Origin of the sequence: Pseudomonas sp. P9_35 (assembly GCF_034008205.1) — a bacterium.
Classification (GTDB): Bacteria; Pseudomonadota; Gammaproteobacteria; order Pseudomonadales; family Pseudomonadaceae; genus Aquipseudomonas; species Aquipseudomonas kilonensis.
In genome coordinates this window covers 4,414,915-4,433,368 of sequence record NZ_CP125373.1, presented here as the reverse complement: position 1 = coordinate 4,433,368, position 18,454 = coordinate 4,414,915, and the positions used below count along the sequence as shown (strand labels likewise).

At 54.7% G+C, this 18,454-nt stretch carries 27 protein-coding genes; 19 read left to right on the top strand and 8 right to left on the bottom strand.

Translation table 11 applies throughout. The features are described 5' to 3' along the window. Nucleotides 1-198: 198 nt before the first annotated feature. From QMK47_RS19465 to QMK47_RS19440, 6 genes are all read left to right on the top strand, one after another. Entirely contained in the window at nucleotides 199-957 is a 759-nt protein-coding gene (locus QMK47_RS19465) for a hypothetical protein (RefSeq protein WP_258688850.1), read from the top strand. A 487-nt stretch (nucleotides 958-1,444) separates the two neighbouring features. Continuing rightward, nucleotides 1,445-1,990 (top strand): hypothetical protein, encoded by a 546-nt coding sequence (locus QMK47_RS19460; RefSeq protein ID WP_253476494.1) that lies wholly within the window; start codon nucleotides 1,445-1,447, stop codon nucleotides 1,988-1,990. A gap of 61 nt (nucleotides 1,991-2,051) precedes the next feature. After that, complete coding sequence (locus QMK47_RS19455; RefSeq protein ID WP_253476493.1) at nucleotides 2,052-2,270, top strand: hypothetical protein; 219 nt, start codon at nucleotides 2,052-2,054, stop codon at nucleotides 2,268-2,270. Nucleotides 2,271-2,384: 114 nt separating this feature from the next. Beyond that, nucleotides 2,385-2,585 carry a hypothetical protein gene (locus tag QMK47_RS19450; RefSeq protein WP_007895617.1) on the top strand — a complete coding sequence of 67 codons (201 nt, stop codon included), beginning with the start codon at nucleotides 2,385-2,387 and terminating at the stop codon, nucleotides 2,583-2,585. Between the two features lie 193 nt (nucleotides 2,586-2,778). After that, complete coding sequence (locus tag QMK47_RS19445; RefSeq protein ID WP_214510586.1) at nucleotides 2,779-3,324, top strand: NADPH-dependent FMN reductase; 546 nt, start codon at nucleotides 2,779-2,781, stop codon at nucleotides 3,322-3,324. A gap of 563 nt (nucleotides 3,325-3,887) precedes the next feature. Next, entirely contained in the window at nucleotides 3,888-4,178 is a 291-nt protein-coding gene (locus QMK47_RS19440; RefSeq protein WP_320389153.1) for a hypothetical protein, read from the top strand. Nucleotides 4,179-4,377: 199 nt separating this feature from the next. Here the strand turns inward: QMK47_RS19440 and QMK47_RS19435 are convergent, their stop codons facing one another. From QMK47_RS19435 to QMK47_RS19420, 4 genes are all read right to left on the bottom strand, one after another. Continuing rightward, complete coding sequence (locus tag QMK47_RS19435) at nucleotides 4,378-4,842, bottom strand: hypothetical protein (protein WP_320389151.1); 465 nt, start codon at nucleotides 4,840-4,842, stop codon at nucleotides 4,378-4,380. Between the two features lie 45 nt (nucleotides 4,843-4,887). Continuing rightward, a complete protein-coding gene (locus tag QMK47_RS19430) occupies nucleotides 4,888-5,097 on the bottom strand; it encodes a hypothetical protein (RefSeq protein WP_214510591.1) in 210 nt (69 codons plus the stop codon). Nucleotides 5,098-5,235: 138 nt separating this feature from the next. Next, nucleotides 5,236-5,451 (bottom strand): DUF6434 domain-containing protein, encoded by a 216-nt coding sequence (locus QMK47_RS19425; protein ID WP_320389149.1) that lies wholly within the window; start codon nucleotides 5,449-5,451, stop codon nucleotides 5,236-5,238. 29 nt (nucleotides 5,452-5,480) lie between these two features. Then, nucleotides 5,481-6,338 carry an AraC family transcriptional regulator gene (locus tag QMK47_RS19420; RefSeq protein WP_320389147.1) on the bottom strand — a complete coding sequence of 286 codons (858 nt, stop codon included), beginning with the start codon at nucleotides 6,336-6,338 and terminating at the stop codon, nucleotides 5,481-5,483. A gap of 283 nt (nucleotides 6,339-6,621) precedes the next feature. Between QMK47_RS19420 and QMK47_RS19415 the strand changes: the two genes are divergently transcribed. Further along, complete coding sequence (locus QMK47_RS19415; RefSeq protein WP_258688841.1) at nucleotides 6,622-7,776, top strand: alpha/beta hydrolase; 1,155 nt, start codon at nucleotides 6,622-6,624, stop codon at nucleotides 7,774-7,776. 113 nt (nucleotides 7,777-7,889) lie between these two features. On the opposite strand, the gene QMK47_RS19410 is transcribed toward QMK47_RS19415, so the two are convergent. After that, complete coding sequence (locus tag QMK47_RS19410; protein WP_320389145.1) at nucleotides 7,890-8,774, bottom strand: LysR substrate-binding domain-containing protein; 885 nt, start codon at nucleotides 8,772-8,774, stop codon at nucleotides 7,890-7,892. A gap of 105 nt (nucleotides 8,775-8,879) precedes the next feature. Between QMK47_RS19410 and QMK47_RS19405 the strand changes: the two genes are divergently transcribed. The 4 genes from QMK47_RS19405 (at nucleotide 8,880) to QMK47_RS19390 (ending at nucleotide 10,581) form a co-directional block, all read left to right on the top strand. Continuing rightward, on the top strand, nucleotides 8,880-9,329 hold the full coding sequence (locus tag QMK47_RS19405; RefSeq protein WP_253476469.1) for a PACE efflux transporter: 450 nt from the start codon (nucleotides 8,880-8,882) through the stop codon (nucleotides 9,327-9,329). 174 nt (nucleotides 9,330-9,503) lie between these two features. After that, complete coding sequence (locus QMK47_RS19400; protein ID WP_258688840.1) at nucleotides 9,504-9,632, top strand: hypothetical protein; 129 nt, start codon at nucleotides 9,504-9,506, stop codon at nucleotides 9,630-9,632. Nucleotides 9,633-9,815: 183 nt separating this feature from the next. Continuing rightward, complete coding sequence (locus QMK47_RS19395; protein WP_320389143.1) at nucleotides 9,816-10,097, top strand: hypothetical protein; 282 nt, start codon at nucleotides 9,816-9,818, stop codon at nucleotides 10,095-10,097. Nucleotides 10,098-10,182: 85 nt separating this feature from the next. After that, nucleotides 10,183-10,581: a hypothetical protein gene (locus QMK47_RS19390; RefSeq protein ID WP_320390542.1), complete on the top strand. Its 399-nt coding sequence runs from the start codon at nucleotides 10,183-10,185 to the stop codon at nucleotides 10,579-10,581. 145 nt (nucleotides 10,582-10,726) lie between these two features. On the opposite strand, the gene QMK47_RS19385 is transcribed toward QMK47_RS19390, so the two are convergent. After that, a complete protein-coding gene (locus tag QMK47_RS19385) occupies nucleotides 10,727-11,134 on the bottom strand; it encodes a DUF3224 domain-containing protein (protein WP_214510597.1) in 408 nt (135 codons plus the stop codon). A 757-nt stretch (nucleotides 11,135-11,891) separates the two neighbouring features. Between QMK47_RS19385 and QMK47_RS19380 the strand changes: the two genes are divergently transcribed. The 6 genes from QMK47_RS19380 (at nucleotide 11,892) to QMK47_RS19355 (ending at nucleotide 14,707) form a co-directional block, all read left to right on the top strand. Further along, on the top strand, nucleotides 11,892-12,146 hold the full coding sequence (locus tag QMK47_RS19380; RefSeq protein WP_253476466.1) for a helix-hairpin-helix domain-containing protein: 255 nt from the start codon (nucleotides 11,892-11,894) through the stop codon (nucleotides 12,144-12,146). Further along, a complete protein-coding gene (locus QMK47_RS19375; RefSeq protein WP_024619488.1) occupies nucleotides 12,139-12,852 on the top strand; it encodes a helix-turn-helix transcriptional regulator in 714 nt (237 codons plus the stop codon). Before QMK47_RS19380 ends, QMK47_RS19375 begins: the two co-directional genes overlap by 8 nt. Nucleotides 12,853-12,896: 44 nt before the next feature. Beyond that, nucleotides 12,897-13,205 carry an antibiotic biosynthesis monooxygenase family protein gene (locus QMK47_RS19370; protein WP_253476462.1) on the top strand — a complete coding sequence of 103 codons (309 nt, stop codon included), beginning with the start codon at nucleotides 12,897-12,899 and terminating at the stop codon, nucleotides 13,203-13,205. Beyond that, the gene (locus tag QMK47_RS19365; RefSeq protein ID WP_320389141.1) at nucleotides 13,202-13,558 is read left to right on the top strand and encodes a hypothetical protein; all 357 of its coding nucleotides are present in this window, start codon (nucleotides 13,202-13,204) and stop codon (nucleotides 13,556-13,558) included. Before QMK47_RS19370 ends, QMK47_RS19365 begins: the two co-directional genes overlap by 4 nt. A 122-nt stretch (nucleotides 13,559-13,680) precedes the next feature. Further along, a complete protein-coding gene (locus QMK47_RS19360; RefSeq protein ID WP_320389139.1) occupies nucleotides 13,681-14,346 on the top strand; it encodes a PDZ domain-containing protein in 666 nt (221 codons plus the stop codon). Between the two features lie 91 nt (nucleotides 14,347-14,437). Next, nucleotides 14,438-14,707 (top strand): YceK/YidQ family lipoprotein, encoded by a 270-nt coding sequence (locus QMK47_RS19355; protein WP_212799784.1) that lies wholly within the window; start codon nucleotides 14,438-14,440, stop codon nucleotides 14,705-14,707. Between the two features lie 121 nt (nucleotides 14,708-14,828). On the opposite strand, the gene QMK47_RS19350 is transcribed toward QMK47_RS19355, so the two are convergent. Together QMK47_RS19350 and QMK47_RS19345 are read right to left on the bottom strand one after the other, a co-directional pair. After that, nucleotides 14,829-15,257 carry a DUF2628 domain-containing protein gene (locus QMK47_RS19350; RefSeq protein WP_003203778.1) on the bottom strand — a complete coding sequence of 143 codons (429 nt, stop codon included), beginning with the start codon at nucleotides 15,255-15,257 and terminating at the stop codon, nucleotides 14,829-14,831. A 237-nt stretch (nucleotides 15,258-15,494) separates the two neighbouring features. Then, a complete protein-coding gene (locus QMK47_RS19345) occupies nucleotides 15,495-16,409 on the bottom strand; it encodes a LysR family transcriptional regulator (RefSeq protein WP_253476458.1) in 915 nt (304 codons plus the stop codon). Nucleotides 16,410-16,518: 109 nt separating this feature from the next. Here QMK47_RS19345 and QMK47_RS19340 point away from each other — a divergent pair, with 109 nt between their 5' ends. Together QMK47_RS19340 and QMK47_RS19335 are read left to right on the top strand one after the other, a co-directional pair. Beyond that, nucleotides 16,519-17,604: a TauD/TfdA family dioxygenase gene (locus tag QMK47_RS19340; protein WP_320389138.1), complete on the top strand. Its 1,086-nt coding sequence runs from the start codon at nucleotides 16,519-16,521 to the stop codon at nucleotides 17,602-17,604. A gap of 4 nt (nucleotides 17,605-17,608) precedes the next feature. After that, entirely contained in the window at nucleotides 17,609-18,373 is a 765-nt protein-coding gene (locus QMK47_RS19335) for a sulfite exporter TauE/SafE family protein (RefSeq protein ID WP_320389136.1), read from the top strand. Nucleotides 18,374-18,454: the final 81 nt, after the last annotated feature.

Below are 18,454 nucleotides of genomic sequence, written 5' to 3'. Positions count from 1 at the left end.
CCTCACAGGGCGGGCGCTGGGCACGCTCGATGACCCGGGTGGCAATTGCCGGGCGCGCCAGCAGTTCGGCGAGCAGTCGCCAGGATAAATTGAGCATCGCTAATCCTGACCTGATAGCGTTGCGTGAAAGGGTCACGGATGGGAACAGCGAATGGCCAAATCATGTGTTCCGATGTCTATTCGGAATGAGGACCGTTAATGCCGTACAACTACACGAACGGCCGCTACCTGGTCTTCAAAGGCCGGGGCAGCGATGGGGCGCCCTTTGGCCGGATTCACCAGGACGGAAAAGTTCGAAACCTCCTGGGTGAGCCGCTGTACTACATAGACATGGACGAACGTGCGTTCATTTCGGTCGATTTTGTCTTTCAGGGTGAAATACAAAAATGTCGCGGCACGTTTTGTGTGCTCAGCGACAAAACGCTTTTCACATTTTCCGAGATGGAGGTTAAGCCACTGGGAAACGAGACCGAGGAGCAGGCGCTTCACAGGGAGTTCAAAAGGAGGGCGCTAAGTTTGGCAGGGCAGATCGTTCAGGCGAAGAATGAGATGGTGCAGGCACGCTTGGATATAGCCTGGTCCAATTTAAACCCTTGCCGTCGTTTCCGTGCCTTCTTCACGAGCCGAGCCCGCAGGGAGCGAGCATCGCTAGGGTGGCGTTACAGTGGGCTGGAAAGTGCTCATGAGTTCAAATCGGAGTCTGTCTCTATCTCCTCATCGTCAATCGCGACAATGGTCTTGTGGGCAGCGAGTGCAAGGAAAACGCAGGCAGACCACGATTATGAGGCGGTCCGATTACACGTGAACTCAAATCGCGGTCCGTCCCCAGCTTTCTGGTTTCCACCGATTGAGGTGGGTGCTATAGCGGCACTTGCAGCAAGTCCTCGTCGTAGCTCGCGCTGGGAAAACATCCAGTCAATCTACACTCCGCGTTTTGCCCAGACACTCGTCAATTAATTGGGACTTAAATGAAAAAGGTAGTTTTGGCTCTCTCGCTGGTCACACTAGTAGCCTGCATGCCTTATCAATCAGTGACCTCGCCAGATCCAAATTGGATGCGTCTGGGTGGAGAAGCGCCTGAAGGCTATCCAAGGTCGTTTGTTGAGAACCTAAGTGGCAATTGTGCTCTGGTTACCGAGTCATGGTCTGAGGGAAGAATCAATGGTCGTCTGCTGTGGACCAAGAAGCAGTCTCGAAAAGCTATTAGCTGCCCATAGGCATCTGTGTAAGGGCTGCTTTCGTGCCGATAAGAAGTGACAAACCACGATTCTGAGGCCGCCAGATTAATGCACGCACCTGGTCTGTCCCAATCTTTGCTGGCCCATCCTTGGCTCGTAGCAGCGAAGTAATGGTGCTAAATTCTGCGCGTCCAGCGTGTGGGCCCATCTGGCTCTGCGGGATATTTAACTCTTCTCTCAACCGGTTTTGTGGATATGGAAATTCAATGAACACATCCAAGCTTTCGATTGCGCTGTCCTGCGCTGTAGCTGTTTTGATGTTGAGCGGATGCGCTGCCTCTGTAAAAAGCGGCGGGACTGAAACGCTCGTCATTCAGGAGTCAGCGAAGCAGAACCTGATCGTAAACTTTCAAGGCAATAGCAAGGTTCAACAAAACGAGGACTGGTCTCGCTTGAAGCAAGAGTGGAATGACGCCCTGCAAGTCGAAGCAACTCGCGCCGGCTACAGCCTTAAAGAGGCTCAGGCATCAAGCCTCGAGGGCAAGGACGGTGTCGGTATCAAGATCAACGTAACCAATTTCCGTTACCTGACTCCAGGCGCACGCTACGGAGCCGGGGTCATGGTGGGAAATGCGTGGGTCAATTCCAGTGCAGACTACTCGGACTTGAAATCGGGTCGCCTGATTGGAACTCGCACCTATGACACGTCCTCGTCGGCTTGGGAAGGTGTCATGTCGGCTATGACCAAAGAGCAGGTCCAGGCTATTTCCCAGAAAATCATCAGTGACATCAAGAGCGCAAAAGCCAAGTAATGCGATCCTGGCTAACCTGCGTCATGAGTCGGCGAATAAAGCGGGTTGCGGAAGAGCGCGGATGACTCAATGGAAAACACAGGGAGTCTGGAGCAAGGCGTGGACCTATGCGTTATTGGTATTTCTCGTAGTGTTTTCCTTTTACTCCGACGCGACCTGGTTGGGCGACGGCCCATCCAAGCCCAAGCGGGTCTTCAGCCCCGGTTTCATCGCGTTCTGCGCGCTGGTGGCGGTGTTTGAGCTGATGGTGCTGAACCACTTCTATGATGCGAGTGGATGAGGCGAGGGCGGAGAGGATCGAGGGGGCAGGCTGATTGTAAGTGAGCTCAAAACTGTGGCTTGTCCCCAGTTTTTCCTGAAGCCGATGAGCTACGCCCCGAGGGAGGTTTAATCAATGCCAAAGAAACATCAGGAAAGCAAAGCCGCGACTGCTGCTGACATTGAGCGCTCCATCCAGGCACTGAACAAAATGGCCGAACGCCTCTGGGGCGATGGTCGGGAGGCTGAGGCGAAAGCCTTGCTCGATGCCTTGGATGCTTTAAACAGGGCGCTCGACAGGATCAGGATTGGGGAGAGTCGTAGGGTTCTTCATTGAAGCGTGAAGGAAAAGGGGCAGGCCCAAACGGCTGACCATAAAAATAAATCTGGCTCTTTTTCCCATAAGCGTCTGGAAAGCCATCTGGTCATCCCTGCGAAACCTGGTGACTCTGCTGGTAGGGCCAATGATGGTGCAGTAAGTGGCCCTCATGCGACACTCCCCGCCCTACAAAATCAGGGAGCGTGTTGACATGGTGCGTTTGCTTGCAGTTTCAGGGAGTCTTCGCGAGGCCTCCTCCAACTCATTGCTATTGCGTGCAGCTGAGGTTCTCTGTCCCAAAGGGCTGTCGATAACGCATTATCACGAGGTTGGCCAGTTACCTCATTTCAACCCGGACTTCACGCAAACTCCTCCTGAATCCATCATGAGCTTACGCTCCAGTATCGCCCACGCGGACGGCGTTCTGATCTCTTGCCCTGAGTATGCTCGCGGAATTCCCGGCTCATTCAAGAATATGCTGGACTGGCTCGTCAGCTCTGAGGAGTTCCCAGGCAAACCCGTTGCGCTTTTCAACGCTTCACCTCGGGCTTCGCACGCGCAGGCGGCACTGCGGCTGGTTCTGGAAACAATGTCGGCTTGTATCGTGGAGGAAGCATCAATATCCGTAAATTTGCTTTCCACGGAATTGAGTGCGGAGACCATCGCAAATGATCCAACGATCCGCCCACTGATTGTTTCCGCACTTGAAGCATTCAAGCAGCAAATCGATGGCAAAAAGAGCGGGCTATCTTCATAGGAACTCCGCTAGTTAAGTCGATAGCAAGCGTTTGGGTAGCTGATTGCAGATAAACTCAAAATCATGGATTGTCGCCGGTTTCCAGGCGTCGGCGAATCTTTGGCGCGCAAAGAAAAGCCCGACTGGGGAGGCCGGGCTAAAAGGATTTCACTAGGAGCTGAGATGACCATAGGCGCTCGGCTGTGAAAGGGATGTGAAAGATTGCGTTCAGTACGAGTTTTAAAATCGTGGTCTGTCCCAGGTTTCACTTAAACAGGGCGCTCGACAGAGTCAGGATTGGGGAGAGTCACAGGATTCTTCATTGACGCGTGAACAAAAGGGGACATTCCCATCGATGAAGCGGGCCGATTACAAGAGGCCTAGAAAATCGTGGTCTTTCGCTGATTTCGCAGTAGTTTTTTCCCCAGTATCTTCTCGATCCCCCACGTCAGTGCCAGTAGGTTTCAACGATGCGTGCGGCGAGCGGCATAACTTCGTCCTTGGCGCTATAGCGGCTGACTTTGAAGAGGGAGGGGGAGTAGAGGTTTTCGGAGCTACGGCTACTATCATAGGAGTGGACTAGCGTGGTGACGCTGATGCTTAACGAAACTGACACTGTGGGGCACACGTTCAAAAAGGCTTTCTATCGCGTGGACGGCGTGACGATGTACGTCTTCTGGGCGATATGGATCGCGATATGGATTTGGATTCTGTTTGATCCAAACCAACCATCCATTGCCGCATTGCTTTGTTTCATGGTCGGCATGGTGAACCCATTCCTTTTCATTCTGTTTGGCCTGATGCGCTTTCCTGGGCTGCTGACGGCATTTCTTATTATTGGTCTGAATGTTCGCGCATTGCTGGCCCTTGTGTGACGTTACGCGTAGCTTTTGCTGATTGCGTTTCATGCTGCTTTTGCTGCTGTTCTTGGCTAAACGCCTGCTGAACCGCGGCGATGATGCGGCACGGTAGTGCTAGGCGGGATTCGGCTCGATCGCCTTTTCATCCACGATATATGCCACCACTCCGGGTCGAATAGGTCTGTTCCCGGTTTCACGGTTTCAAAACGCCTACCTAACGCTGGCCGATACTTCTGGCAAAACCACGCAGGTACTTTACGAAATAGGCGGTATTCCATGCCCATCCTCCGACCACGAAGCACGTTATTAGCACCGAATTAAAGATGGCACTGTCAGAAAAAGGACGCTTCGATATTTCAAGGCAGCTAAGCGCGAGAATAAACACGGCCACCAGGAAATAAATGACTGTCGTTCCCAGCAAATAAAGCACGTCGCGTAAGGTATAACGGGTGATCCACTGGTCGAGGTTATCTCGGTCTAGCGCTGCCCAAATTAAATGGAAAAGCGACGCATAGGCAAAGCACACCAATAGATAGCGGGCGACCCTGTCACTGATGGCAAACCATGAGAACGGCGGAAACGGTTTTAGGACTTGGCCATAGCTGAGATTCCCCGCGCCCAATGCATAGAGCCCCAACCCCAATAGCATGTACAGCCCTATTAACAAAACGGTTTTCAAGTAGCCTCGTCTCCATTCAAACCCAGCATTGTACGGATACGGGTTTTAGAACTGGTGCAGTGCCACCATTATCGCAATCACCACAGCAGCAATTCCTAATCCCATCGTCCAGTTCGACTCGGGCGTCTCCTTGAACCACATACCTTTACTCGGGTAGCGCCCCAAGCTGATGAGCTTGACTATCGGCCAACCGATTGGATAAAAAATTGCCCGCGCCACAGGTTCGAGAACGAAGTCCACTAATATGTCCAGCATCGTAGCTCCACCTCGCGATCCTCGGTAAGCGTACCGCAAGCACACCTTGCGTAGTACACGGACGTTCACTTACGCGACGGGCTGATTGCAGGTGAGCTCCAATCGTGACCTGTCTCCGGTTTAGTCATGCCCGCTCGTTCAATGACCGTTGCGATTGCGCTGCAGCCACTCGTCAACGACCTCTCCAAGCGTCTTAGGGACACCATCACGTATCCAGTCCATAAAGCCTCTATCAAATTTAAACTTCGCACCGCAGTGCTCCACCATGAATCTGCGGACATTCTGTGTGTTTCGGTAATGCTTGCAAACGGTCGTATCTCTTGTGAGTTGATCACTGTGCCAATTAAAACTCATGGGGCGGGCTCCGTGCTTAGTGGTCTGATTTATGAGTTCATGGCATGGAATGCTTGGCGTCTTGCAAGCGGTATCCACACGTTCACGTAACCCTTCCCTCGGGAGGGTTCGAAATCAGGACTGTACTGTTCGAACTCAGGCGCGTCGGCAAGCTCGTATTCGGATTCAGGCAACCAGTGAGTGAAAATGGTGAAGAACGTCTGATGGATCGTCGAGATATGGCCTTGGTGCCGAAACACGGCATAGTTTTGCTGCGGCACCCTGAAATACCGAAAAGCCGGAGCAAGACCGTCGACGCTGGACACCTCGGTGCCGGCGATGTACTCAAAACTACCATCCGGTTCAGGATTACAGCACAGGCCGTAGCTCCCGTTGTTTACCTGATTGGGTACCTGTCCCAGGTAGGGGGAGAACGCTTGCCACAAGCCGACGATGCCTTCGTTCTTATCGAAGGTAAAACGATCCCCCAGACCTGCGATGAAAAACTCTGCTCTCGTTTCAAAGCAAGGTTCAGAGAGTGTTACGAGCTTCCTTTCTTTCATGCGTAAAGGCTCCACTAGTGAGAGATGTTCATCCTCGTGCCCACGCACCTGCTTTGGAGTGAACCCAAACAGATCGCAGAAGGCACGTGTAAAGGCCTCATGGGAGCCGTAGCCAGCATCCAGTGCTACTTGCAGGATATCCGGCGCACCTTGACGCAAGGTCGATGCCGCTTGGCTCAAACGCCGTGCGCGGATGTAACGCATCACCGACCAGCCCGTCGACAGCGCAAACAAACGGGCCAAGGCAAAGGGAGACATGTTGCAATGGCGCGCGACACGTCCCAGATCGAGTTGGGATCCCAGCTCCAGCTCGATATACCACAGGGCCCTTTCGATACTCAGCATGACGAATCTCCATGAATGCTGAAGCAACGTTAGCAAATGGATGGGGACAGGATTTGATCGTTCTTGCGGTTTCTGCTTTAGACTCCTTTCTGAAACCGCCGATTACCGCATCCGCACCGTGACCCAGGTCTTGGAAAATATTGGTCGCCAAATTCCTTGACTGGTGGCAAATTGACGCTATTCGTTTTTGTGAGGTTTGAGGTAGGCGGTCTTTTACTGAAAAAATGTGGATTGCTTTCTGTTTTGGTGCTCGCGTTAAACAAAATCAAAGGATGGAAAAATAATGAAGTTTTCGTTGTTGGGTGGTATCTGGCTTCTATCATTCAGCGTATTTTTTGCCGGGTGTGCATCTTCAGTTTCGTATCCGGCTCCAACTTCCAGTTCTGGGCAGTTACCTTATCCCACGCCGGAATACAGGACTGAAGCTTTTGCGCCAGTGAAGGTCAGCTATGCAACAAATAGAAGAAAAGCGCCGGATGGCAGTCTATTACCTGAGTTGAATGTTTCCGGTGACCCCCTGTCTTATGGTCAGGAGACCGTTCTGATTCCTTTTAAACGGGATGTAGGAAGCTTTAAAGATTCACATAGCCCTGCATTTAAGATGTTAATGGAGCTTGGGGTCGTGGATGAGCAGGATGATCCAATTATCACCTTGCTTAATGACCAGTCGCTAACATTGACTGAGGCTGACTTCTTCAAGCAGTTCAAGTCGGCGAAAGGTTTTAAAAGCGGTGATGTATTGCTTTTCGTACATGGCTTTAATGTGAAGTTTGAAGACGCTGTGAAGCGTGCAGCTCAAGTTTCTTATGATATTAATCCTGATTTGCAACCGGTGGTGTTCAGCTGGCCTTCTATTGGGGATCCGTTAAAGTACAATCGCGATTTTGGTAGAGCGTTGGACTCCGTTGATGACTTCGAAAAATTCATGTTAAAGCTGGTGGCTTCTACGCAGGGAAAGAGGGTTCATGTCCTGGCTCATAGCATGGGGTCAAAAGTAGTCATTCCTGCACTGGCTAAACTCTATTCTACTCATCCAAAACTATTTGATAAGAAGCTGGGCAATATCATACTGGCTGCACCTGATTTTCCCAGGGAGACGTTTATTCTAAAATATAAGGCCGCGTTTAGTAAGTTTGGCCGTGCGACAATCTATATGTCGTCGGAGGATAAGGCGCTAAAAGCTTCCTCTAGCACCTATCTTGCTGATCGAGGAATGCTTGGCTTTAGTGGCCCTGAAGGGTTTTTCTTTCCCGGAATTGACTCTGTTGATATAACTCGTGCGGGAGGTGTTGATGATCTTCTTGGGCATTCAAACTATGGTAGTTCGGCGCGTGTGCTAGTGGATATGCATGATATGATCGGAAGTAATTTGAGAGCTAGCAAAAGGAAAGGTTTTATCGTTGTGCCACCTTACAAGTATTTTTTTCTACAGCCCTAGTGGTTTTGGGGACTGGGGAGCGTGGGCAGAAACTCGCAGAGTCTAAACTACTAGCTAACAACGCACCCTAGGCTGCAAGCGTCCCGATTCGTCGGGACGTAGGCAGAACTGATTCAACCAATACTCCGCCCCAACAACCACTCACTAAACCCCCGCACCGTCGCCTGCCGCTCCCGTCCCGGCACACACACCACCGTATACTGCGCACCCGCCAAGCGAACCTCAGGGCGATATTCAATCAGCTCTCCACGCGCAACAGCCTCAGCAACCAGCACATTGCTGGCGAGCACCAGCCCGTGCCCGGCGATCGCCGCCTGCAGGGCGTGCTGTTCCTCGTCATAACGCCGGAAACGCGCGTTCTCCAGCCAGCCCAGGGTCTCGGCCTTGGCGCACCACGCAGGCCAGTCGACCGTCACCTTTGCACTGCTCAGCCACGGCACGTCGATCAGTTCGACGGGCGAGCCCGCGGCGGGCGGTTGCCAGCCGGGGCGGCAATAGACGCCAAAGTACTCGTCCAGCAAAGGCTGTTCGAACAACTGTGGGTCAGGCGTGAAGAGGGCGCGGATCGCCAGATCGATACTGGCGTCACGCTGCAGGTCGACCACGTCGTTGCTGGTATGCAGCCTGACGTCGATATCCGGGTACAACCGATGAAAATCCCCGAGCCGCGGTATCAGCCACAGGCTGGCGAATGCCGGCGTCGTGCTCACCACCAGCGACTGTGCAGCACAGGGCGGCGACAGCACCTGCAGGCCATGTTGGATATCAAGCAGGGCGCGGTGCATGAAAGGCTGAAGGCGCTCGCCGTCGGCGCTCAGGCGCACGTTTTGGCTGGAACGTTCGAACAGTCGCACGCCAAGGAAGGCTTCAAGGCTTTTGACCTGATGGGAGATCGCCGCCGGGCTGACGTTCAGTTCCTGGGCCGCTGCCTTGAAGCTGCCCAGCCGTGCAGCGGACTCGAAGCCGCGCAAGGCGGTGAGGGGCAGTTTGGCGAACATGCGGGTGGGTTACTCAGGTTGAGCGTGGCTCAATTTAGCTCAATTGTGCGCGGATGCTCAACTTGCCAGGCTGTGGTCTCCCAAGCCCAACCCAGGAGCCCAGCGATGCAAGGCACGCCCCGTAAAATCCTTCAGGCCATCCTCTACGAAGCCGGCGGTGTGCTGTTCGTGGCACCGGCGCTGGCGCTGACCTACGGTCAGGGCATGGGTTATTCAACCCTGCTGTCGCTGGTGATTTCCGCCGTCGCGCTGGCTTGGAACATGCTTTTCAATGGCCTGTTCGAGTGGTGGGAACGTCGCCAGCGCAGCCGCCATCGCAACTGGCTGCGACGACTGCTCCATTCCCTGGGGTTTGAAGGCGGCTTGACGTTGATTCTTACCCCGGTGATTGCTGCCTGGCTAGGTATCACTCTATGGCTGGCACTGATGACCAACCTGGGGCTGTTTGTGTTCTTCTTTTTTTATTCGTTGGTTTTTCAATGGCTGTTTGATCGGGTGTTTGATGTTCCGCTTTCGGCGCAGTCCGGTCAGGGTTCTGCGTCCAGCGCCCGCTGAGTCAGTTGCAGGAATTTGTAGGGGAGGCGGTGAGTCATTCCTGGCCGAAAGCCGTTACAATTTGGCACGACGCGGGGCATACGCAACGCGCCGCATTTCATTGAACATTTATCCGTATTCTCGGTTCGTCTACGAAAGCGTTGTCGGCTACATCATGGGCAACATGTTTTTTTCGTGAATGCACTGTTCATGCTGATGATGAAGGCTTTCACCATGGCCATGTGCTGGTCGTTCGCGATTTTCGTAGCGCCGGTGGGGTTGGCGTATCTGTTCTGGCGCAACAGCCGTTCGGTCGTTGAATAGGTCTATAGCTCAACGCGTTTGCAGTTGAAAATTGGTGTGGGTAGGGCAAACGTGAACAGACCATGATTATGGGTAAACTCATCATCTTGGTTTGTGCCCTGTTTCCCTGTACGAGGAAAGCCGCAGGGTGCTCCATTGATCCGCTACCAGATGTGAGTCCTCAATTTACGATATGGAAATCTCATGAAAAAAAACCTCGCAATACTTGCTCTCTTGGCCCTGACCGGCTGTGCCTATCAGAAATCTCAGTACGTTCTCGATATCGAGAGCGCGCCCCTGCCAACGACTCCTGAAGCAACAGCCAGCGAGTGCGCTCGCATCTACGACGAAATCGACAAGAATAACCAGGCTATGGCTCGCAGCTACCAAGACGGTGGCTTCACCATGAAGGCTCAGAACGAAAAAGATGCGCGTAATGAAGCCCTATCTATTCGGACGTTCAAGATAGGCTGCCCTCGGCGGTAACGTCAGCACTAGCAGTGCTGATGGTCATTAACCAACTCCGATCCTGCTATGATGCAGGGCTTAGATGGCGACTGTAGATAAAACTATGCAAAGGTTGTCATTCTTCGTCAGAGTGTTGTTTGCATGTTGCCTTCTTGTCGCCACGGCTAATCACATCCGTGCAGATGCTTTACATGGTTTGCTCTGGGACTACGGATACGGACCTGGCGCTTATTTGGCGAGCCGTATCTTTTGGGGAGCGCTTACATTTTTTGACCCGCTCGCAGCTCTGCTTCTGTTCCTCAAACCAAGAGCCGGAATCGTGCTTACGGCTGCGATCATCGTGGTCGACGTAGCTCACAACACTTTATATGTCGCTTTGAAGCAGCGGTGGCTGGAGCCGTTTTACCTGTCCCAGGCGGCGTTCCTTATCTTTGTATTCCTGCTGTCCCCCATCGCTTGGCGCGGCTTGACTCCAGACGCTGTAATTACCAGTCCAGCTTGAACGTAACTCACTCGCCGGCTGCGTCGTCGGGCGCGCGAGAAAGACTGGATCAAACTCATGGCCGCTGCCCATTTCCCGCAGTAAGCACTCAGCGAGGTACCTCCCTGATGTGCATCAGGGGCGGTGCCCTTTACGGCTGGTTAAGTTATTCGAGGTGGTAATCCAACCAGATATGGTGCGTTCCGTCGGTGTCAATCGTGATCCCTCCTGACCCGGATATTCCTTCCAAGCCATCCGTACCACTACCCCCAACTATGCAGAAAAACTCGTCTGCACGATCAGTTCCGGTAGTGGAGGCGGAATGAATGAAGTTAAAGGAACCCTCTACGCCATTCACTGTGCCCGTGAAGCTCTCCAGCGCAATGTAGCTGCCCCTTCTTGAAGCTTGGTCGAACGCCGCAGTAAAGGATGTTGAAGAAATACCATCGATAGCGCCTGTATAGGACTTTTCCATGAAGCTGATCGACACTGGTAAGCCTGTTGTAATGTTGGGCGTGGGAGTCAGGTCAGTGGGTTTGAAATTCTTGGTGGAAAAAGTGGCTCGCGCTTCCATTCGGATCAGTCCTGTTCCATATGAGTTGAGCGGTCATTCTAATGTAAGGACCCCTCACGTTGAGAACATCTGGCAGAGAGCCAATTCTGTGGTAACAGCTGTCCGGCCTTCATGAGCGACGTGACATTGCACCTGGTTATTGCTGATCGTCAGTCGTAATCGGGCGTCGGTGCTGGAAGAACTCCTCCCGATCTGTTTCGTGGGCTTCATCAAGGACATAAGCGCAAGGGGGCCGGTAGAGGCCAGCCAACGCAGCCTTGCCGCTTCGTCGCGTAGCTCGCTCAACGCTCCGGCGTGCAGGGTGTCATTGGTCGGCGACTCGTCTAGACCGGGGGTTTATGCCGGGCTAAGGGTTGCCACGCAGGTTGTTGGCGACTACCCTGAAAATGTTTGGATTGTTACGAGAAATTTCAAGCGTGGCGATTTTCGGTCAACCCACTTAAGGATGAGGTGAACACAATGTTTTCTCATGAAGGCACTGCAATAGAGGTATTGCTCTTCATTTTTGGCTTCGCCGGCTTTGCCCTGGCACTGTGGTTTTCTCATGCCTATTTTGAGCGAAAGACTAAAAATGGTGTAAAAAAACAACATTCAGGTCGTTAAGGCAGTTGAGCTTCGGCTGATGTTTCTTCGTAGACGTCTGCCGAACCTGCCTTCCTGATGGCCACGCTCAGGGTGATGGCGTCCATCTATTGAGATGCACTCTCCCGTGGGGCAAACTCCTGTCGCTTCATTGGCCGATAACAGGAGTTTACGGATGCCATTTCCACTGATGGAACAGAATGCCTTGTTGGCCCTAAAAGGCGTAGGGCCGGCCGTTATCGCTCGCCTTGAACAGATGGGCATTGATTCGCTCGCGGTGCTCGGCAAAGCGAATGTTTGTGACATCCTGGCTCAGGCATCGGCTGCAGTGGGTTCGACTTGTTGGAAGAATAGCCCCCAGGCTCGGATCGCCATTAACGCGGCCATTGAGTTTGCAAAGAGCTCTCAGTTGAGCGCACCAGGTGCGTAAAGCGGATCGCTTATTTCAATTGGTGAATCTGATTCGTGTCCATCAGCCTATCTCTGCTGAACGACTGGCGAGCCGAATTGGCGTTTCCGTTCGCTCGATCTATCGATACATCGATGACCTTTCCTTCAGTGGAATCCCAATCTATGGGACCGCCGGTGTGGGATATGCCTTGGATGCCGACTTCGAGATGCCGCCTTTAACGTTGAACAGGCTCGAACTGGATGCGTTGATGCTCGGGATGGAAATGCTTTCAGCCTCCGCCGATAACGATCTGAGTGCTGCTGCAAGGATGTTGTTGAGCAAAATCTCAGCGTCTCTGGTCCATCACAAGGTTGACCCCAGCACGGCAAAAATCAGGGCACTTGGAACAACACCTTCCTCCACGCGTGGTCATCTGGCAACGCTTCGAAATGCCATCGAAAACACTCAGACACTGAAAATAACGTATACCCGTTTGGACGGTGCGGTTTCGCAACGCCTCATTTGCCCCCTTGGCCTTTTCTACTGGGGAGGAAAGTGGACAGTTGGAAGCTGGTGTTGCACCAGGGTGGCTTATCGCGATTTTCGGGTTGATCGCATCACCTCCATCGCTGTTGCCCAACAACCGCCACCCGACAATCCTGCCCTGGACCTCCAAGCGTATATGAAGCACCAGGCAAGTCAGTGGAAAGCGATCATCGCTACTGACACTACGCTGTCAGTATGAGCCACTGATAATGAGGACTACTTAACACGCGGAAGGTCATTCCTATGCAGCACTCGTCTCATGTACTCGAACTTGCCATTTTCAAGGTCAAACAGGAATGCGTTGCGCAAATGCCTGGGCTCCGCGCAGGGCTTCGTGAAACGTTAAAGACCTTTCCTGGTTTGATCGAGTACCGTGCCTACTGCCCTATGGGCGACGATCGAGTCTTCGTGGATTTAGCCATGTGGGACAGTCTTGAGAACGCACAAGAAGCGGCAAAGGCGTTCAACGATGGAGATCCGAGATTCTCTGGGTATATGTACGCCATTGAAAACCTGACGTTCATGAGTCACCTCGTTCCAGAGATGAGGTGACCCTCGACGGACTGCCAGAGCGGGGTTCATGGAAAGGCCTACGGGCAGAAAACGGCAAATACCAGTTCCTCTCCTGGAAAAATGACTTCAAGCCCGACGGTCGCTTCACCATCACCTTTTTCCGGGATGCCCAGCAGACTCAGCCGATTCAAACCGAACATGGCATCTGGTCCGCTGCCAATGGCAAGAATGAATTGAGAACTGATGGTGTGCGTATGCCAGATGTCTACACGTACAAGTTGATAGACGTCGACACGGTGCACTACGTAAGTCTCGATGCCTTGGATGCTTTAGGCAGGGCACTCGATAGAATCTGGATTGGGGAGGGCCGCGGGCATTTACTCAGTTTCTAGTGGTCTGTGCCCAGTTTCCCAGATGCCTGGCTGTGGAGAGGAGTAGAGGGTGGATTGGACAGACTCATGGCAAAACAGTAGCTTTCAATCCCAACTCAAAAACTCCACCATCAGGGATGGCTATGTCGCTCAGACTTGTTTCGCTAATGGCAGCCGTCTCCCCGTTGCTTGTGGGCTGTATCTTTCTGCCCATGGGAGCAGAGGAAAAGGCGAAGTATGCCGAATATCATCGTGCTACCGAGTCTCCTGCGACCTATGAGGCGATGGACTGCAATACGTTGTTGATTACTCGGGACAGCTATGATCAGTACCCCACGCCTCGAACAGAAAAAATCAGGCAAGTGATTCATCAAGTGGTCGCTCAGCGAGACTGCTCCCGCAGCAGCGCAATCCAGCCAAGCATTACCGCCAGTCCTGCTCCCACTGCGACGGCCGCGCCTGCCCCGATACCTGCCCAAAGCATTACCGCTCCCGTGCCCGTTGCGGCTGGACATCTAGGGGCGCATCTCGGCGTGGTCACACCTGCTGTTGTAAAAAGCTTCGGTTTGCCTTCCGAGAAAGGGGTGCTGGTGTTTGGCCCGGAAGCAGGTGCCGATACCGCGAAAATGGGGCTCTTGGCAGGGGATATCATTTTGGAGATCGCCGGTGCGGCGGTGAACAGTCCTTCCGAGGTCACAGCCATCATCGGTCGCATGACGCCAAGTGACAGTGCCTTGATAAAGGTCTGGCGCTACCGGGCCGTGACTGACGTTCGGGTCGTTGTTTCTGACGGGAGTACGGCGCACTGATGCAAGACATGCAACTTATGTCGCCCGTTTCACAGGGCTTGGAGTAGAGTGCGGATCGCCCTTCTTCCGGCCCGTATTCGTGAGTGATCGCATGAAATTGTTCCTAGGCATATTGGCCGTTGTGCTGCTGGCAGGTTGTTCGACGCTCTCTGAAACCTTCGATGATCGTCCACGTTGTGGTCCCCATCCGTATTGCGGGTCCTCCACCGATATTGAAGTGATCAAGGCCGCAACGGATGAAAACGCCGGAGTGTTTCGTGCCTTGGTGCCATTGGCGTTGATTGACCTGCCGTTCAGCTTGGTCGCCGATACGCTATTGCTGCCGTATACCGTGTTTGCTGAAGAACCGACTCGGAACTAATCGGGCCCGCCCGAAGACTTCGCAGGTCCGTAGGCTGGGTTATCCAGATTCCCACGACTCAGAAACAACAAGCCCGCACACTCATGATGAGGTGCGGGCTCTTGATGACCCAAGCCTGCAATCAGAGACGCATGCCTTTGAACGGGTTCCAGCCTTGCTCGCCTTTCACTTCCTTGAGGTAGTAGGCGTAGTTGGCCATGAGTGCGTACATCATCGACAGGGCGATGCTCAGGCCTGTACTCAACGGCCGGGGAAATTCCATGCCGAGGATTGCGAAAATCACGCTCAATGCGATATTGATCGCCAGGAAAATACCCAGCAGGGCGAGGTTTTTCTTCCAGAGACCGAGGACGAACAGGTAGATAGGGCCAAAGAAAAACGCAATCACGTTGGCGTTGATGAGGATTTTCTTCTTGACGCCAGGCAGCGTCTTGACGGCTTCCTTGTAGCGCGGGTCGTTTGGTGCGCCATAGGTTTCAAAGAAGTCAAAGCGTTCCTGCCACTTGGCGCTGTATTTACCCGTGCTTTGTACTTGTTCAGTTGTGCTCATTTTGCAAGGCTCCTGCTTTCCATTAGTAATTTTTCTTTCTTCCAAGAAATCCTGTGCTCTGTTTCCAGCGCATTGATTGCTTTGATCTTTGACGAAGGGCGCGAGTGAATCGCCTGAGGTGCTTATTTTGCCGTTTTATGGCCCTTGGTGTGGAACATTCCGCATTGGCCGTTTGAGCGGTCGCCTGGTCTGTGACGTGCTTCACTCTATTTTTTCAACGGGGGCACCGGCCGACCTTCAGGAGCGGCTGACGCTGTCACCGTAGACACGGATCATGTCCAGCAGGTTCTTGACCCGCAACGGCAGGTTGCCGGCTGGATAGACCGCATGCATGCGCGGGTCTTCACCCGTGCTGGAGGTCAGCTTGTACTCGGGGAACACCCGCGCCAGGCGTCCCGCCGCCACTTCCGGCTCCGCCAGCCAGTCGGCCAGGCGGGCAATCCCGGCACCGGCCAGCGCAGCCTGGAACACCGCCGCGCCGGAACTGAAGCGAAACTTGGGGTGCACGCGAAAGCTGCCGGCCTGGCCCGGCCCACGAAAATTCCATTCCTTGAGAATCCGCGGCGCCGTGTGCAGGATCAATGCGTGCTGTTCCAGCGCCTCGATGGACGCCGGCAGCCCGCATCGCTCCAGGTAGCCAGGGCTGGCGTAGAGGTAGCGCGAATAGCTCCACAGCGGGTAGCCGATCAGGTCGCTGGATTGTGGAAAGGCGCCACGAATCGAAAAGTCCAGCTTGCCCTTGACCGGATCGACCGCCGCATCGGTGAAGATCACATCCACGCTGACATCGGGATAACGCTGGCTGTACTGGGTGATCAACCCGGGGACCACCGTGTGGGCCAAGGATTCCGGTGCGGAAAAGCGGATCCAGCCGGTGGCCAGGCCGCTAAGCCCGGCCAGGTCCTCGTCCGCCTCACGTTGCAGATCCAGCATTCTGTAGGCGTGGGGCATTAGCCGCTCGCCGGCCTCGGTCAGCGTCACGGCATTGGCCGAGCGATTGAACAGCTTGACCCCGCTGCGTTCTTCCAGCCCTTGAATGGCGCGGGTCAGCGAGCTGGGGGAGCGCCCCAGGCTGCGGGCTGCGACGACAAAGCTGCGCTTGCGGGCCACCGTCGCAAAGGCTTCAAGATCAGCCAACATATCCAGTGCCACCGGCTACCTCATTGCGCTTTTCACAATATGACATTGCAACACAAAAAAGCCCCTTCCGTTAGCCTTCCTGCTCTCGGCACAAGGACGTAGATAAACAGGAGCGATGGATATGTCGACGCTGGATGAAACACTCAGAAAAGCAACCGGCCTTGCGGGCGAAGCGACCCACGAATGGCTGGAGCCAAAAGCCCCCCTCTCGACAGAACAGCCCTTGGTCGAATTACAGCTTTCCTACGAAGAGAAAAGAAAATTCCACAACGAACTCAGGCATTTCGCAATCGGCGACAGCGCCTGCGGCCTGCGGCAGATGCCGGCCCTCGGACGCTGCCTGGAACAACTGCTGGCTCCGGAAAAATCCCGCTTGCTGCGTGACTTCCAGCACTGCGACGAGGTGGCGCTGGTGATCCGTGGCCTGCCGGTCGACGAGCAGTTGCCGGCGACGCCCTACGGTGGCAACCCGGATCTTGCCGAACTGCCGGTGGTCGCCGGGGCGATCCTCGCGGTACTCGCCGTGCTCGGCACCTGCCCCGTGGGCTACCAGGGCGAGAGTGAGGACAGCGTATTTCGCCATGTCTCGCCCAAGCAACAGCGGGAAACCGAGAAGAGTTCTTACGGCTCGCGCCTGGATCTGGGCATGCATGTCGATAACCCACACCTGCCGCTCAGCTGCGAGGCCGTGCAGCAGTTGTCCGCCTGTCCCGAGTACCTGAGCCTGACCGGCTTGCGCTGTGAACTGACGGTGCCGACGCGGATCGTCGCGATTGCCGACGTGCTCAACATGCTGCCGGACTTCGTCGAGCAGGAGCTGCTGCGCCCGAGCTTTTCGGTACGCCGGCCGGACTCGTTCGCCCGCCAGGGCAAGGTCCAGGAACATGTCCCGCTGCTCTACCGGCCCAGCAGCGGCGGCCTGCACTGTCGCTACAACATGGCCAGCGTCAGTGCTCACTGCGAGCACTCGCGACTGGCCCTGCAACTGTTCGCCGCCGCCGCCAATCACCCCGACGTGGTCCGCTCGGTACTGCTGCAGCCCGGCGACATGCTGATCTTCAAGAACCAGCAGACCCTGCACGCGCGCGATGGTTTCACGCCGCGCTACGACGGCCTGGACCGCTGGATGCTGCGGGTCTTCGGCGTCAACGACCGCGAGCGTCTGCTCCCGCTCTCGACCACCCACCCCTTTATCGCCAGAGCCTGATTCAATGTTCGATATCGTCCTGCTATGTATCTTCGCCTTCGCCGCCGGCCTGATCGATGCGGCCGTCGGCGGTGGCGGCCTGATCCAGATCCCGGCACTGTTCAATGTGCTGCCCAGCGCCCAGCCCGCAGCGCTGCTCGGCACCAACAAGGTCGCGGCGGCCTGCGGCACGGCCTTTGCTGCGCGCTCGTTCGTGCGCAAGGTGGTGATCGACTGGAGCCTGGTGGTTCCTGCCGCCGGCGCGGCCTTTGTCATGGCCTTCGCTGGCGCAGCGACGGTATCGATCGTGCCGCAGGCACTGATGCGCCCGGCGGTATTGGTGCTAATCATGCTGATGGCGATCTACACCTTCTGGAAAAAGGACTTCGGCAGCCTGCACAAGCCCATGCGCATCGGCACCAAGGAGAAGCTGCTGGCGGTACTGATCGGTGGCGCCATCGGTTTCTACGACGGTTTGTTCGGACCGGGTACCGGCAGCTTCCTGATCTTCCTGTTCATTCGCTGCTTCGCCTTCGACTTCCTGCACGCCTCGGCGTCGGCCAAGCTGGTGAATATCGCCACCAATGTCGCGGCGCTGCTGTTCTTTATCCCAAGCGGCAACGTGCTCTACTTGATAGCGCTGCCGATGGCGCTATTCAATATCCTCGGCGCGCTGACCGGCACCTGGCTGGCGGTGCGCAAGGGAGTGCCCTTTGTCCGCGCGCTGTTCCTGGTGCTGCTGGTGATTCTGATCAGCAAGCTGTCCTATGACCTGATCTCGGTGGGTTGAGTTGCCCATTGCCCCGCCAAACAGTGTTCGACAAGCAGATTCAGCCCCATACTCTCGTTTTTTGTATCGCAGATATTCAGA

What these genes read in the sequence shown, in the direction of transcription:
- QMK47_RS19410 (WP_320389145.1), bottom strand. Translation starts at nt 8,774, where the DNA reads ATGTTCGCCAAACTGCCCCTCACCGCCTTGCGCGGCTTCGAGTCCGCT.
- QMK47_RS19350 (WP_003203778.1), bottom strand. Translation starts at nt 15,257, where the DNA reads ATGAGCACAACTGAACAAGTACAAAGCACGGGTAAATACAGCGCCAAG.
- QMK47_RS19430 (WP_214510591.1), bottom strand. Translation starts at nt 5,097, where the DNA reads ATGCTGGACATATTAGTGGACTTCGTTCTCGAACCTGTGGCGCGGGCA.
- QMK47_RS19415 (WP_258688841.1), top strand. Translation starts at nt 6,622, where the DNA reads ATGAAGTTTTCGTTGTTGGGTGGTATCTGGCTTCTATCATTCAGCGTA.
- QMK47_RS19460 (WP_253476494.1), top strand. Translation starts at nt 1,445, where the DNA reads ATGAACACATCCAAGCTTTCGATTGCGCTGTCCTGCGCTGTAGCTGTT.
- QMK47_RS19465 (WP_258688850.1), top strand. Translation starts at nt 199, where the DNA reads ATGCCGTACAACTACACGAACGGCCGCTACCTGGTCTTCAAAGGCCGG.
- QMK47_RS19340 (WP_320389138.1), top strand. Translation starts at nt 16,519, where the DNA reads ATGTCGACGCTGGATGAAACACTCAGAAAAGCAACCGGCCTTGCGGGC.
- QMK47_RS19425 (WP_320389149.1), bottom strand. Translation starts at nt 5,451, where the DNA reads ATGAGTTTTAATTGGCACAGTGATCAACTCACAAGAGATACGACCGTT.
- QMK47_RS19445 (WP_214510586.1), top strand. Translation starts at nt 2,779, where the DNA reads ATGGTGCGTTTGCTTGCAGTTTCAGGGAGTCTTCGCGAGGCCTCCTCC.
- QMK47_RS19380 (WP_253476466.1), top strand. Translation starts at nt 11,892, where the DNA reads ATGCCATTTCCACTGATGGAACAGAATGCCTTGTTGGCCCTAAAAGGC.
- QMK47_RS19405 (WP_253476469.1), top strand. Translation starts at nt 8,880, where the DNA reads ATGCAAGGCACGCCCCGTAAAATCCTTCAGGCCATCCTCTACGAAGCC.
- QMK47_RS19360 (WP_320389139.1), top strand. Translation starts at nt 13,681, where the DNA reads ATGTCGCTCAGACTTGTTTCGCTAATGGCAGCCGTCTCCCCGTTGCTT.
- QMK47_RS19385 (WP_214510597.1), bottom strand. Translation starts at nt 11,134, where the DNA reads ATGGAAGCGCGAGCCACTTTTTCCACCAAGAATTTCAAACCCACTGAC.
- QMK47_RS19450 (WP_007895617.1), top strand. Translation starts at nt 2,385, where the DNA reads ATGCCAAAGAAACATCAGGAAAGCAAAGCCGCGACTGCTGCTGACATT.
- QMK47_RS19370 (WP_253476462.1), top strand. Translation starts at nt 12,897, where the DNA reads ATGCAGCACTCGTCTCATGTACTCGAACTTGCCATTTTCAAGGTCAAA.
- QMK47_RS19355 (WP_212799784.1), top strand. Translation starts at nt 14,438, where the DNA reads ATGAAATTGTTCCTAGGCATATTGGCCGTTGTGCTGCTGGCAGGTTGT.
- QMK47_RS19335 (WP_320389136.1), top strand. Translation starts at nt 17,609, where the DNA reads ATGTTCGATATCGTCCTGCTATGTATCTTCGCCTTCGCCGCCGGCCTG.
- QMK47_RS19390 (WP_320390542.1), top strand. Translation starts at nt 10,183, where the DNA reads ATGCAAAGGTTGTCATTCTTCGTCAGAGTGTTGTTTGCATGTTGCCTT.
- QMK47_RS19420 (WP_320389147.1), bottom strand. Translation starts at nt 6,338, where the DNA reads ATGCTGAGTATCGAAAGGGCCCTGTGGTATATCGAGCTGGAGCTGGGA.
- QMK47_RS19455 (WP_253476493.1), top strand. Translation starts at nt 2,052, where the DNA reads ATGACTCAATGGAAAACACAGGGAGTCTGGAGCAAGGCGTGGACCTAT.
- QMK47_RS19395 (WP_320389143.1), top strand. Translation starts at nt 9,816, where the DNA reads ATGAAAAAAAACCTCGCAATACTTGCTCTCTTGGCCCTGACCGGCTGT.